We start from the raw sequence: 13,252 nt of genomic DNA, 5'->3' as shown, positions 1-13,252 counted from the left end.
GTGCTGGTCATCGACGACACCGGGTTCATCAAGAAAGGAGCCTAATGCCGGTGCCGGCATTACACGCCTTATGACGGGCCGGCCGTTATGCTGCGCTGCCTGCTCCGTTACTTGTCAGGAAGCGGGCTGATCTTCGTGGGCGCGGCATAACGGCGCGGGGGTCGTTCCGGTCAGAGCGCGTCGAGGAAGGCAAGCAGTGCGTCTGTCGGCTGGTAGCGGGCCGAGACGGTGCCGGGTGGGGCCGTGCGGGTGATCGCCTGTTGTTTGAGGGCCATGTCGGCGTGCAGGTAGACCCTGGTGCTGGTCGGGCTTTCGTGGCCGAGCCAGAGCGCGATGACGGTGGTGTCGACGCAAGCCATCGTCGCCGCGGTGTGCCGTAGCGCATGTGAGCCAAGGTGCGGGAGCCCGGTGCGCTTGCACAGCTTGGACATGTGGGTGTTCAGCCCCCGCGGCTCCATGTGGGTGCCGACCGTGCTCGGGAAGATCAGCCCGTGTTCCTTCCACCTCTTGCCCGCGCTCTCCCGGCGCGCATGCTGGGCGGTTCGGTGGGGGGGCGGGGTCAAACGGAAACGATCATGGCTTCGTGGAAGACAACGGCCGGTCAGGCGATCTGGCGGAGGTCGTTGCCATAGTCGAAGATGATCCGCATGCGGGCACCCAGCGCCCGGGCGTACCGGCTCAGCGTCGCGACCTCGTTCTCGTCGAGATCACCGTTCTCGATCTGGCTCACCCGGCCCGGGGAGACACCCATCAGCTCGGCCACCTGACGCTGAGTCAGCCCCAGTCGCCTGCGCTCCTCAGCCAGATGGCATGCACTAGGACCTGTTCCGAGTCCGGATCACAGGCGGGATGATCGTCTTTCGCGTTCGGATGCTCCGGCTGGTAGCACGGTTGTATGACCCGTGGCGACCTGACCGACGGCGAGTGGGAGCTGATCGAGCCGCACCTCCCGCTGGGGGCGTCGGGGCCGATCCCCGACCTGCGCGGCTACTTCAACGCGGTGATGTGGAGGTTCCGTACCGGTAGCCCCTGGCGGGACGTGCCCGAACGCTACGGCTCCTGGTCGACGATCTACGACCGGTTCCGCGCGTGGGCGCGGGACGGGGTCTTCCAGGCCCTCATGGACGCGATGATCGCCGAGGCGGCGGCACGCGGCGACGTCGACCTCAGCCTGGTCGGCGTGGACTCCACCGTCGCCCGCGCGCATCACCACGCGGCGGGCATGGCGGTCGACCCGGACCTCCTGGAGGAGATGGCGAAGGCCCTGACGGCGGAAAAGGGGCTTCACCAACCGGACAGAACAACCCTGTGACCGAGGCGCCCGAGGACGGCGAGGACGCCGAACGGGCACGGCGCCGCGCGGTCCGCCGCCGCCGCAGGGCCCGGCTGAAGGCCGCCGAACTGGGACGCTCCCGAGGCGGGCTGACCGGCAAGGTGCACCTCGCGGCCGACCGGCGCTGCCGCCCGCTGTCCCTCATCCTCACCCCCGGGCAAGCCGCGGACAGCCCGCGTTTCCTCCCGGTCCTGAAGAAGATCGAAGTGCGTGGGCCGTCCGGCCGGCCCCGGACCCGCCCCGACGCGGTCGCCGGCGACAAGGCGTACTCCTCCCGTGCCCACCGCGCCCACCTGCGTAAGCGGAAGATCCGGACGGTGATCCCGGAGAAGGCCGACCAGAGGGCCAACCGCAAGAAGCGCGGCAGCGCCGGAGGCCGCCCGGTCAGCCACGACGCCACGCTCTCCAGGACCGCAACACCGTGGAACGCGGCATCAACAAGATCAAGGAGTGGCGGGGTCTGGCCACCCGCTACGACAAGACACCCGAAAGCTACGCCGCAGGGCTCCACCTGCGCGGATCCATCCTCTGGCTACGCAGCCTACCAACCCCATGATCCGAACTCAGAACAGACCCTAACCCATGCCTCGGTGCGCGCCCGCTCAGCGGCCAGCGCCTCACCGTCGCCGTCGTGCGGTTCGGCGCGGATGTCGTCCCAGTCATGGAACTCGGTCATGAGCCCTCCCGCCGCTTCCTCTCCACGGCCAGCCATCCGCCATACGCGACCTCGGCCGCGGGGATCGCCGTCCTGTACCACCGCGACCAGTCACCAGCCTTGTTGCCGGCGACCAGCAGTACCGCCTGCGACCAGGATCGAAAACAAAGATCACCCGTATCGCGACATCACGGCCCGACCGTGGACGCAACTCCTTGAGATTCCTGACCGTCGACCCCCTGTAGTCCCTGACCAGGGCTTCTGCGTTACTCATCAGCACAACGGGCGATCTACGCTGCTTCTGTCGGACGGTAGCGGAGACCGTCTATCTCTGTCGTCCTATCTCTGTCGTCCAGCAGTGCTCCGCCGACCTCAGCTCCTGCTGCCCACGCTGTGCTGTCCGGACCCGGCCTCGACCCAGCCCAGCTCCAGCAGCGCCTGTAACACGCCCGCGGCGCCGGGCTGCTGGGGCCGGTGGACGCCCTCCTGGCCGTCCAGCGCGGCGATCAGTGTGGGCTCGGAATTGCCGACGGCCACGCCATGCGCACCGATCCGGAACATGGACAGATCGTTGAGGCTGTCCCCGGCGACCAGGATCGAGGCGGTCGGCCAGCCCTGCGAGCGGGCGAGAGCGGCCAGGGCGTTGCCCTTGGACGCGCCCCTGGGCAGGACGTCGAAGTAGCGGTCCGCCGAGTAGCTCCAGGAGCAGCCGAGCGCCTCCACCGCATCGGTGATGGCCGGCGTGAGATCTCCGGGATGGAGGAAGAACGAGCAGCGGCCCTCCTGCGGCACACTGTCCTGGTAGATCAGCGCGGGGAAGCCGCGCAGCGCGGCGCGTATGCGCCCGGTTCCGGGCCAGCCGGCTCGCAGTTCGTTCTGCAGCGGTTGGAGCGGCATGTGGTCGACACCGTCGAGCACGGTCGCGCCGACGTCGGCGATGATCCAGCGGGGCCTGGGCACCAGCGGGTCGTCCAGCGCCTCGCGGATGGCGGGCAGACCGCGCCCGGTGGCGAAGACGACCACTACCTCGGGGTGACGGTTCAGCGTGTCGCGCAGGCGCCGTCGGTCGGTTGCGGCTCCGCCCAGCAGGGTTCCGTCGAGGTCGGTGACCAGGATTGGCACACGGGTTCCCTTCGTGGCGGGGGCGCCTGCTGTGAAATGGACCGTACGGTTTATCGCCGCGTCCCCCACCACGCCCGCCAGCACCGACCGAACACCTGTTTCTACTCCGGGATCATCAGCGATGATGACCGAGAGTCGAGAAGATGACAGCAAACTGTCATTCTGCCGGTATTCGTGGACGAGCCCACCGGGCCGATCATATCGGAGGACCGGCACGCCGGGTTCGGGCAGTGGGCCGGCGCCTGTGCGGAACGGTGCATATTGGCGCAGTGACCGGTGTGGCCGGTGGCTGTTGTAATGATTCCCGCCGTCCAGTCCACGACGGGCGGCACCGGGCCAAGCAAGTGCTGGCCCGGCGCCGCCCATTCATTGCCCAGCGCTACAGCGGGAGCCCGGACCCGCACGGAACGGGCTGGCCGTGCTGGGGGTCGAGGGCGTTGAGTACCAGCTGGACAGTGGTCACGTCGTAAGGCATCCCGACATGCCCGACGGGGTCGTTGGGGCAGAAGGTCTGCACGGCCTGGTTGGTGACGTTGGGGCCCGCCGGCAGATAGCTCACCGCTTCCGGTGGTGTGGCCACCTCGTCGCGAGTGGTGATGATGTTGGTGTAGGTGACGCTCGGGAACGCGGCCTGCGGCGAGTTCAGTGCGTTGAACGCGGGCCAGGTGGACAGTTCATAACAGGCCGGGCAGCCCAGTAGTTCGATCGTCTGCCAACCGGGCACCAGGTTGAGGACGGTCAGCAGCCCGCTGATGGTGGGCGGGGCCATGGATACCGGTGAGATCCCGACGAAGGCCGACACGTGTGTTGTGCCATAGTTCTTCATGTACAGCCGGGAGATAAATCCGCCTTCGGAGTATCCGACCAGTTTTACCTTGCCGGCTCCGGTGCTGGACACCACCTGGTTGACGAAGGCGTTCAGTTCGCCCGCCGAGTTCCCGGTGTAGCCGATGCCACCGGCGTTGGCGGTATACCAGAGCCTTCCGTAGGTTATGGTGTAGACGCAGTACCCGTTATTGGCGAGTATCGGCGCGAGCGCCTGCCAGTTGGCGTTCTGGTTTTCGGTGATGCCGTGCACGAGGATGACAGGTTCGGGATGTGCCGCGCTCGGCCTGCACGACCAGTCGTTCGCACCCGGGGGCGGTGAGGCGTTCAGCTGACCGGACGCGTAGGCCGATAACGCGTCCCAGTTCACCGGATATGTGGCCGCGGCCGCCGGGCCGCTGCCGATGACGATGGTCGTGGCAACGATCACTGTGACGACCGCGACGACGCGGCCCATCCTTGATCGTAAATGACACTCCTTTTGCAATTTCCGGTGCAAGACATGCTCCTTTTGCAGTTGTCAACGCGAGATGATGTCGCGCCTTATTTCACACAGGGGTGATAGCGTGACAAATCCATCCTGTCCGGCCTGCCATACATTCATGGGTCATGTCACCGGATGGCGATGGGCGTGATGTGCCCGGCGAGCCGATGGCCGCCGCGAAGGGACGGAGCACACCAGAAGGACTATCCGGCGATCTCCCCTATATCGCCATTGTCGCAGAATTTGGACCTACTGTAGATTATTCCCCTGGCAGGGTCAACAACGTTGTCCTGCTGGAGGGCGTGACCAGCACGTCGACGGTCGCCCGACAGGGCCTCTGTCCGTCCGGGCGGGAAGGCCGGGATAAAGGCGTTGGGTCATGGGCCGTGTCTTCAACCGTGTTACCGGGTCAGATGTCGGCAGAGGTGCTGGTCACAGCGGTGCCGCGGGATGGCGTGGACGATGGCCGGTCGACGGCTATGTCTCGTGGACGATCCGGGTGAGCGTGTCCACGGTGGTGCGCGCAGGTGCGCCGGCTATTGCCAGGCGGGACATGACCTGCGGGTACCGGTCGACCTCGTGGGGCTTGTCGAGGAAAAGGGCTCCGATGGGCTGCTCGAGGTACACCACGTCGGTCTGGTCCGTCGCGGGTGGCTCCGGTCCCGGGAAGCGGAGGATGGTGAACGCTCCGCATTCGGCCACGTGAGCGCCGAGCGCGAACGGCATGATCTGGATCGTGATGTTCGGCCAGGCGGACAGGGCAAGCGGACAGGGCAATCAGATGCTCAAGCTGGGCATGCATCACCGCCGGCCCGCCGGTCGACCGCCACAGCACCGCCTCCCGGAACGTGGCTCATCACCGGCCGGCACCGAGCCGGGCCCCGGCAGCCAGCGCGCTCTTCCAGGGGTTCTCCCGGCCGGCGCCGCGTCGGCTTCAGCCGCCGTGGCCGCAGGGCTTCTTCACAGGAGCGCGGCGGCGAGGGCCTGCCAGGCCTGCCTGGGCGGGCGGCCGCCGCGGGTGGCCAGGTCGATATCCGGTGCGAGGACCTGCACGGCCACGTGGTCCGCGCCGGCGTCGTGATGTTCGGCGACGCGCTTCGCGATCCGCTCGGGGGTGCCCCAGGCGACGAGGGCGTCGACGAGCCGGTCGCTGCCGCCGCCCGCGACGTCGTCCTCGGTGAAACCGAGGGCCAGCAGGCTGCGCACATAGTTCGGCAGCCGCAGGTAGTAACCGACGCTGGCCCGGGCGAGAGCTCTGGCGGTGGACGGGTCGGTCTCCAGGACGACTTTCTGCTCCGGGGCGAGCAGCGGGCCGGCGCCGAGCGTCTCGCGGGCGATCCGGGTGTGCTCGGGGGTGACCAGGTAGGGATGGGCGCCGGCCGACCGCTGCCCCGCCAGGGCGAGTGCCTTCGGGCGCAGCGCCGCGAGCACCCGCTGGTCGACGGGCACCGGCTTGGCGGCGTTGTCGAGCGCGTCGAGGTAGCCGGCGAGATACTCCAGCGGCCGGGTGTAGGAGCGTCCCAGCCGCTCCACGATCGGCGCGTGGCTGACGCCCAGCCCGAGCAGGAAGCGGTCCGGGTGGGCCGTTGCCAGCCGGTGGAAGCCGGCGGCCAGCTCCGCCGCGTCGACCGTCCACACGTTGACGATCCCGGTGGCCACGACCAGCCGGTTCGTGGCGGCGAGCAGTTTCTCGGGCAGGCTCAGGCCGGGTGTGGCGGTGCCGAGCCACAGGGCTCCGTAGCCCGCGGCGTCGAGCTCCGCCGCGGCCTCGTCCTCCCAGATGTGCGACGGGGACCAGATGCCCACCCGGCCCAGCGATATCGCCATGACGATCTCCCTCATGTGTTCGACAGCGGTCGAATGGACGTCAGTGTACGATACCTGTCGAACACAGGGGATTCGGGAAGACGGACTCGAGGAGACGATGGCCGGTCAGGCGCGGCGCACCCGCACTCTGCGTCACACCGATCCGAAGGACGTGCCTCTCCAGGACGCCCTGGAAGCTCTCGCGGACCCGGTCCGCCGGCTGATCCTGCGGACGTTGGCGGGCGAGCCGGAGTTCACCCGGGCCTGCGGCACGTTCGATCTGCCGGTGTCGAAGGCGACCGCCAGCCACCACTTCGCCGTGCTGCGGGCCACGGGGCTGCTCGAGCAGGTCGACCAGGGGCCGCGCCGGCTCAGCCGGCTCCGCCGCGCCGAGTTCGACGCCCGTTTCCCGGGCCTGCTCGGCCTCGTGCTCGCCGAGGACGAACAGCCCGGACCAGCGCCGTGTGACACCCACGCCGCTGCGTCCCGGTAGGCCCCCGACGCCGGCGGTGGACGCGGAGGCGCTCAGTCCTGGGCGATGCCGTGGTAGGCCGCGACCGCCTGGGAGCGGTTGACGGCGCCGAGCTTGGCGAGGATGTGCTTGACGTGGGTCTTGACCGTGCCGACGGTGATGACGAGCTGTTCGGCGATCTCCTGGTTGCTGGCGCCGCCCGCGATGAGCGCGAGCACCTCGCGCTCACGGGCCGTCAGCTCGTCGAGACCGCCTTCGCCGCGGAACACCGATGACGCCGTCCGGGCGACGGGGGTGTCGTCGTCGGGAGCCGTGACAAGCTCGATCTCGGCCTCGGTGAGCTCCTCCAGCGCGGTGCCGACGACGGCCAGCGTCTGGCGCACCCGGTCGCGCTGGAGACGCAGGCGCTCCACGAGCACCGAGCGCTCGTGGAGATGACCGAATCCCTCACTGAAAGCCCACAGCACATCACGATCAGTCTCGTCACAGGCCTGCCCGCCACTGCCGTGGTCGGCGTGCAGGAAACCGACGACACGCCCCGCGGGAGTGATCGGTGCCACCACATACGACGTCGCCTCGCCTGCCCGGATGATCGGATGTACCCGCGGATCCGCGGTGTCCGTCACCAGGCCTGGCCGACGTTCGCTCAGCAGCTCCGTTTCCAGGACGAAGTCGTCCAACGGGATCTCGCGCTGGGCCCATTCGGCGAACCACGGCTCGTCCCGTATCACTCTGTTGGCCTTCCACGGCCGCCAGACGCCGTCCTCGACGCGTGCGAGCAGCACCCGCGCGAAGCCGCAGTTCGCCGCGGTCTCCTCGCATACCCGGTCCTCCAGCGCCTTCGAGCTGATCACCGTACGCAGCAGGCTGAGCCCCCGCTCGCAGCGGGCGATGCGTCGCGCTCGCGACGCCATCCGCGTTTCGGCCTGCTCGACGGCCAGGTCCTGCAGATCGCAGACCAGCCGGGCCAGCGCCGCGGTCGACTCGGCGTCCGGCGTACCCGACAGCAGGCGTTCGGTGCACGCCGCACTCAGCGCGTCCGCCGCACTCAGCGCGTCCGCCGCGCCCGCCATGTCCGCCGCGCCCGCGCGGCCGAGCTCCGGCGTGACGCCCAGCAGCCGTGCGGCACGCTCGAACAGGTCCGTGGCCCGCCCGCTCACGCCGCTCATGGATGGAGCCGTCATGTCAGCAGGCCCACCACCGGGTCGTCGGCGGCGGCCGTGGGCCGGAAGAACTCGGCGGCGCGGGAGGCGACGGCGCCGAGCTCCCGGTCACTGCGGGCGAGCAGGATCTCGTCCTCGGCGAGCTGCCGCAACTGCCGTTCGGCCAGCTCGAAGGCATCCTGGGCCTGGGCCCGCTGCCGGGCGAGCCGCTCCAGCAGCACCGTGCGCTCGAACAGCAGGCCAAAGCCCTGGGCGAACGTCCACAGATTGTCACGATCCAGTGTTGTCAGCTCGCGCCGCGACCCGTAGCAGTCGGCCTGCAGGAAACCGATCACCCGGCCGGCCGGCATCACCGGCGAGGCCACGTATCCCACGCTGTCCGACACGGCCATCAGCTCCTTGTTGGTCCGCGGGTCATCGGCCGCGATCACCTCGGCGGTGCGCCTGCGGATCAGCTCCGTCTCCAGGACGCCGGGACCCAGCGGAATCCACGTCCCGCGCAGGTACGTCTCCGTCGCCCGCGACACGTCCGGATCCAGCCCCGGGGCCAGCCACACCGCTTCGGCGCGCCACGTCGACCCCCGGCGCCGCGAGATCACCGCACGGTCGAAGTCACAGCACGCCCCGAGCTCGGCCGCCGCCGCGGGCAGCAGCTCGGCAACGGTCCCACAATCCCGCAGCCTGGCCAGCCCGCGATGGATCCGTGCCACCGCCGCGAACCGCACCGACACCGCGCGCTCGCGCAGCTCTCCCCGCAACCGTCTGAGCTCGACCAGGCTCAGGCACAGCTCGCCCGCCGTCCGGGCGTCGGGTGCGGGACGGGCACACAGCACAGCACGGATCTCGGCGCCGGCCGTCGCGAGCGCCCGCTCCAGCTCCGACGACTCACCGGCGTCCCCCAGCGCCGGGCCCTCCAGCACCGCACGCGCCCGTTCCGCCAGCTCGCCGACCCGGTCGAGCGGTAACCCCCGGTCGACAGCCACCAGACAATCATGCTGGTCCAGCGCATTACGCGGAAGTGAAAGAAGCAAAACACGGCCCATCCGGCTGGGCACCGGGCGGGCCGCCAGAGCGTCTCCTTCGGCATGCGTTCCGGCGGCTTTCCCGTGGCGCTGGTACGTCCCGGGGCGCCGCCGCCGGGCGGTGGGGCGGGCACCGGAAATGATCGTCAGGAGCCGGGAGGCAGGAGGTCCCGGAGAAGTTTCTCGACACGGGCCCGGATCTCATCCCGGATCAGACGGACGGCGTCGATGCCCTGACCTGCGGGGTCGTCGAGTTTCCAGTCCTCGTACCGTTTCCCCGGGAAGACCGGGCAGGCGTCCCCACAACCCATGGTGACCACCACGTCGGAGGCTTCCACCGCCTCCGGCGTGAGGACTTTGGGCGTCTGGGCGCCAAGGTCGATCCCCATCTCGGCCATGGCCGCCACCGCGACGGGGTTGACCCGCTCGGCCGGCAGCGACCCTGCCGAGCGCACCTCGACGGCGCCGCCGGCCAGCCGGGTCAGCCAGCCGGCGGCCATCTGGGACCGCCCGGCGTTGTGGACACAGACGAACAGCACCGAGGGCTTCCCGGACATACGTCGCTTCCCCTTTCTTCGCGTCTTCACAGTGGGACGCCAAGGGCCGGCCCAGCCGCCGCGCCATCGGACGTCGGGCCATCGGACGTCGGGCCGTCCGACGTCGGGCCGTCCGACGCGGCGCCGTTGGACGCGGTGGTGATCCGGTCGCGAGGCGGCAGAACCCGCGGGCCCTGGCCGGGAACAGGCGGGGGCGGCGGATAGAGCAGGCGTGTCAGCGCGTAGCCGACCGTGCCGCCGATCACCTGCATGCCGACGAATGCCGGGACGGATGCCGGGGCTATCCCGGCGAAGGTGTCGGAGAGCATCCGCCCGATGCTGATCGCCGGGTTCGCGAAGCTGGTCGAGCTGGTGAACCAGTAGGCCGCGCCGATGTAGGCGCCGACCGCCGCCGGGGCCCGTTCAGCCCGGCCGGAGCGCGCCAGCGCGAAGATCAGCAGAACGAGGCCGGCGGTCGCGACGACCTCGGCGAGCAGGTGCGCGCCGGACGCCCGGTGATGCGTCGAGATCGACACCGCCGGCTCTTCGAACATCAGGTTCGCCAGCACCGCCCCGCCCACGCAGCCGGTGACCTGGGCGGGGACGTAGGCCGCGGCGTCCCGCCACGGCAGCCCGCCGAACGCGGCGTCCACCCCCGAGACCACCGGGTTGAAATGCCCTCCGGAGACCGGCCCGACCATCAGGATGATCGCGAACAGGCCGGCGGCGGTCGCCGCGGCGTTCTCCACCAGCTGCAGCCCGGTCTGTCCCGGGCTGAGCTGCGTCGCGGCGATCCCTGAACCGATCACCAGGGCGGCCAGCAGCATGCTGCCGACCGCCTCGGCGACCAGCCGGCGCGCCAGCGGCGGTGGGACCGGCCGCTCCCGTACCATCAGGAGCCCATGGGGCCGGTGGCGACGACCGGTACGGCCGTACCGGCATCCGTCATACCGGTATCCCTCCTCGCGGCGTGTGCGGGGCTCGCCGGCTCCCCCGCCATCTGAGATACCGGCGTGGCCGTGCCGGCGGACGTCGGCGCGCCGCGCTCCCCGACCGGCCCGCAGCCGCATCCCGAGCCCGGCTCGCTGCCCGGTTGCGCCGTCCCCGGCAGCGGTCCGGCGTCGGCGTCGGCGTCGGCGAGCACCGTGTAGATCTCCCACGGGGCGCCGTCGGGGTCGTCGGCCCAGACCTTGTCCTGCACCGCGTAGCAGCAGGTGCTGTTCTTCTCGGTCGCCGTGTCCAGCCCGGCCGCGGCCAGCCGCGCGGCTGCCGCGGCCACCTCTTCGGAGGTGGCGACCTCGACGCCGAGATGGTTGAGCGCGCCGGCCACCCCGGCGCCCCGGGCCCGCGGGTTCTCGATCAGCACCAGCTTCAGCGGCGGCACGTCGACCGCGAAGTTCGCGTACCCCGGCCGGCGCTTCGCCGGGCCGGCCCCGAACAGCTTCGTGTAGAAGTCGACCGCTGCGTCCACGTCGGAGACGTTCAGCGCCAGTTGCACCCTGGCCATCACGATCAGCCCCTCATCGCATCGATCAGCATCAATGTCTTCCTGCCAGACGTGACGATGACCCCACGCATAGACGGCTGTCAATAGGCGGGGCATGCTGAAGGGCATGGTGACCGCACCCCTGCCCACCCCGCTCCGTGCGCGCGCCACGCCCACGGGCCCCGACGCGCGCGCGGATTCCGACGCACCCGGCCTCGCCGGTGCCGCCGGCGTCACCACGGCCTGCTGCACCCCGCTGACCAGGGCACCGCTGTCCGCCACCGAGGCGGACCGGCTTGTCACGGTCCTCCGGGCGATCGCCGTGCCCGCCCGGCTACGGCTCCTGTCGATGATCTTCGCTCACGAGAACGGTGAGGCCTGCGTCTGCGAGCTCACCGAGCCCCTCGGCCTGAGCCAGCCCACCGTCAGCCACCATCTGAAGGTCCTGGTGGACGCCGGGCTGATCACCCGGGACAAACGCGGCGTCTGGGCCTACTACCGGGCCGTGCCCGACGCCCTGGCCGCCCTGGCCACCGTCTTCGCGCCCACGCGGTAACCGCACGCCCACGCGGTGGCCGCACCCGGGCGGCCCCCGTGGCCCAGCCGCTTCCGGTAAGGGCCGGTCACCGCTGGCAGCGTATGAAGCCCTCCGGGCTGTAGCACGGCAGATGCCCATGGGCCTTCATCACGTCCTGGCCACCGCCCCTGGCCAGATAGTTCAGGAAACTGGCGGTGAGGGAGCCCGCGGGCGGCTGGCCATAGGTATAGGCGTACTCGATCTCCGTGAAAGGGTAGGCGTCGCCACCGATGGTCTCGATCGACGGCATCTGGCCGTTGATACGCAGAGCATGCAGGCCGCTGGACGCGACGGCGGCCTGCAGCTCGCTGTAGCCGATGGCGCCGGGGAGTTTCGCCACGGTCCGCAGCACCCGTTCGGTGCTGTCGAGTTCACAACGGACGACCCTGTCCTGCGGGGAGTTCTTGTGCTCACAGTCCAGCGAGGTCAGTGCCGGCTCTCCGAGCCCGTCGAGAATGCGCCGCCGGAACAGGTCACGGGTACCTGAGTTGGCATCCCGGCTCACCAACAGGACGGGCAGGTCGGGGCCGCCGACCTGGCTCCAGTTGAGGACGTCACCCCGGTAGATCCTCCGTATCTGGTCGACCGTGAGATCCACGGTCGACACGCGGTCGTTCACCACCAGCGCGAACGCGGAGACCGCGACGCGCTCCCCCGTCATCTGCGGATAGCCGGCCGGCTTGGAACCGTCATAGACGGAGATCACCGCTGGCGGCCCGCCGGTGGTCTCGGCCGCGGCCTCCGCCAGCTCCTGGATACCCTCGTTGCTGCCGTGCGGGTTCACCGTGACTCTCGTGCCCGGGCAGTCCGACTCGTATTTCTCGGCGATTTCCCGTACGACCGGCGCGAAGGCCGTCGAACCGATGACAGTGAGTTTTCCGGTGGCGCAGCCGATGGGCGCCGGCACGTCCCGGCGGACGACGATGACCGCCAGTGCCATGACGCAGATGGTGAGCAGAATGGTGATCCAACGAGCGGGTCTGCTGAACAGGGGCGGGGTGTCGTCGACTGTTGTGCTGCGGTTGAGCTTCACATTGCCGTCCCGGATCCCGCCGGTGACCCGGACACCGCTGCCGACCTGGCCGCCGGTGAGCAGCACGAGCAGCTTGTAGTGCTGGCCGCGGTTGAGCGGGACGCGGGGCAGGGAGATCGTGCTGCCGCTGTGCCGCATGGCCCCCGGCGGGGCGAAGTGGTCCATCAGGTGCTCGGCGCCGGACTGGGTGACGGCGACGCCCCTGACAGTTCGCTCGGCGAAGACGACGGTGAGGCCGTTGCTGGTGTAGTCGGTGTCGGTGATGCCCTCCGCGCCGTCGTTCTCGACGCGCAGGAGGACGAGGGTGGCATCCGACATGTCGGGGAGGTCGTTGAACAGGCCGAGCCGCATGTCCGCCTGGCTCTGCCCACCGCGGTTGTCGCTGCCGATGGGAGTGTCCATCTGCACGCGGTAGCCGATGCGTCTGCGGCGAGGCACCCGGCGCTCGTACCAGACCACGGCGAAGGAGGCCATGATGCCGAGCACCGCGGTGAGTACGGCCACGATGCTCTCAGTGCTCAGCCAGCCCACGTCCGCCTCATCCCCACATGCACGGTCAGGCCGATATGTCGTGCGACGAACGTATGCGTTCCGTGTCAGGCCCGGCGTGTTCCGTACCGCCCGACCCTCGGACGTTCGCCGTGAATTCATCTCGGCCAGCTGCGCGTTCATTCCGGTAGGCTGTGCGTTAACCTCGGCCGGGCGGTGGGCGCCGGCGGCCCGTGGGTACTGTTGTTT

15 protein-coding genes and 1 pseudogene are annotated in these 13,252 nt (G+C 69.7%); 3 read left to right on the top strand and 13 right to left on the bottom strand.

Annotated elements, in window-relative coordinates; genetic code table 11:
• Positions 1-170: 170 nt before the first annotated feature.
• Both NBX02_RS02510 and NBX02_RS02505 read right to left on the bottom strand, forming a co-directional pair.
• On the bottom strand, positions 171-563 hold the full coding sequence (locus tag NBX02_RS02510; RefSeq protein WP_250289811.1) for a tyrosine-type recombinase/integrase: 393 nt from the start codon (positions 561-563) through the stop codon (positions 171-173).
• A gap of 38 nt (positions 564-601) precedes the next feature.
• A complete protein-coding gene (locus NBX02_RS02505; RefSeq protein WP_445548218.1) occupies positions 602-805 on the bottom strand; it encodes a helix-turn-helix domain-containing protein in 204 nt (67 codons plus the stop codon).
• 90 nt (positions 806-895) lie between these two features.
• Between NBX02_RS02505 and NBX02_RS02500 the strand changes: the two are divergent.
• A pseudogene (locus NBX02_RS02500) lies at positions 896-1,889 on the top strand (IS5 family transposase).
• Here NBX02_RS02500 and NBX02_RS22865 read toward each other — a convergent pair.
• From NBX02_RS22865 to NBX02_RS02475, 5 genes are all read right to left on the bottom strand, one after another.
• A complete protein-coding gene (locus tag NBX02_RS22865; protein ID WP_445548217.1) occupies positions 1,875-2,009 on the bottom strand; it encodes a hypothetical protein in 135 nt (44 codons plus the stop codon). The pseudogene NBX02_RS02500 and the gene NBX02_RS22865 overlap by 15 nt on opposite strands.
• A 351-nt stretch (positions 2,010-2,360) precedes the next feature.
• Positions 2,361-3,110, bottom strand: coding sequence for an HAD-IIB family hydrolase (locus NBX02_RS02490; RefSeq protein WP_250285561.1), 750 nt, complete (start codon positions 3,108-3,110; stop codon positions 2,361-2,363).
• 379 nt (positions 3,111-3,489) lie between these two features.
• A complete protein-coding gene (locus NBX02_RS02485) occupies positions 3,490-4,392 on the bottom strand; it encodes an alpha/beta fold hydrolase (protein ID WP_250285560.1) in 903 nt (300 codons plus the stop codon).
• 504 nt (positions 4,393-4,896) lie between these two features.
• Entirely contained in the window at positions 4,897-5,196 is a 300-nt protein-coding gene (locus NBX02_RS02480; protein WP_445548216.1) for a Scr1 family TA system antitoxin-like transcriptional regulator, read from the bottom strand.
• A 183-nt stretch (positions 5,197-5,379) separates the two neighbouring features.
• Positions 5,380-6,246 carry an LLM class F420-dependent oxidoreductase gene (locus tag NBX02_RS02475; RefSeq protein ID WP_250289809.1) on the bottom strand — a complete coding sequence of 289 codons (867 nt, stop codon included), beginning with the start codon at positions 6,244-6,246 and terminating at the stop codon, positions 5,380-5,382.
• Positions 6,247-6,343: 97 nt separating this feature from the next.
• Between NBX02_RS02475 and NBX02_RS02470 the strand changes: the two genes are divergently transcribed.
• The gene (locus NBX02_RS02470; RefSeq protein WP_250285558.1) at positions 6,344-6,718 is read left to right on the top strand and encodes an ArsR/SmtB family transcription factor; all 375 of its coding nucleotides are present in this window, start codon (positions 6,344-6,346) and stop codon (positions 6,716-6,718) included.
• Positions 6,719-6,750: 32 nt separating this feature from the next.
• On the opposite strand, the gene NBX02_RS22860 is transcribed toward NBX02_RS02470, so the two are convergent.
• From NBX02_RS22860 to NBX02_RS02445, 5 genes are all read right to left on the bottom strand, one after another.
• The gene (locus tag NBX02_RS22860; RefSeq protein WP_445548215.1) at positions 6,751-7,866 is read right to left on the bottom strand and encodes a helix-turn-helix transcriptional regulator; all 1,116 of its coding nucleotides are present in this window, start codon (positions 7,864-7,866) and stop codon (positions 6,751-6,753) included.
• An 11-nt stretch (positions 7,867-7,877) separates the two neighbouring features.
• Positions 7,878-8,843 (bottom strand): hypothetical protein, encoded by a 966-nt coding sequence (locus NBX02_RS02460; RefSeq protein ID WP_250285557.1) that lies wholly within the window; start codon positions 8,841-8,843, stop codon positions 7,878-7,880.
• Between the two features lie 185 nt (positions 8,844-9,028).
• On the bottom strand, positions 9,029-9,439 hold the full coding sequence (locus tag NBX02_RS02455; RefSeq protein ID WP_250285556.1) for an arsenate reductase ArsC: 411 nt from the start codon (positions 9,437-9,439) through the stop codon (positions 9,029-9,031).
• Positions 9,440-9,465: 26 nt separating this feature from the next.
• A complete protein-coding gene (locus NBX02_RS02450; RefSeq protein ID WP_250289807.1) occupies positions 9,466-10,311 on the bottom strand; it encodes an MIP/aquaporin family protein in 846 nt (281 codons plus the stop codon).
• A complete protein-coding gene (locus tag NBX02_RS02445) occupies positions 10,311-10,925 on the bottom strand; it encodes an ArsI/CadI family heavy metal resistance metalloenzyme (protein ID WP_250289805.1) in 615 nt (204 codons plus the stop codon). The genes NBX02_RS02450 and NBX02_RS02445 overlap by 1 nt, the downstream gene beginning before the upstream one ends.
• Positions 10,926-11,019: 94 nt before the next feature.
• On the opposite strand from NBX02_RS02445, the gene NBX02_RS02440 reads away from it, so the two are divergent.
• On the top strand, positions 11,020-11,460 hold the full coding sequence (locus NBX02_RS02440) for an ArsR/SmtB family transcription factor (RefSeq protein ID WP_250289803.1): 441 nt from the start codon (positions 11,020-11,022) through the stop codon (positions 11,458-11,460).
• Positions 11,461-11,527: 67 nt separating this feature from the next.
• On the opposite strand, the gene NBX02_RS02435 is transcribed toward NBX02_RS02440, so the two are convergent.
• Complete coding sequence (locus NBX02_RS02435; protein ID WP_250289797.1) at positions 11,528-13,045, bottom strand: substrate-binding domain-containing protein; 1,518 nt, start codon at positions 13,043-13,045, stop codon at positions 11,528-11,530.
• Positions 13,046-13,252: the final 207 nt, after the last annotated feature.

Origin of the sequence: Protofrankia sp. CiP1_Cm_nod1, from assembly GCF_920888515.1 — a bacterium.
In the GTDB taxonomy this organism is placed as follows: domain Bacteria; phylum Actinomycetota; class Actinomycetes; order Frankiales; family Frankiaceae; genus Protofrankia.
Note: the sequence above shows the minus strand (reverse complement) of the source record. Positions and strands in the feature narration are given on the sequence as shown.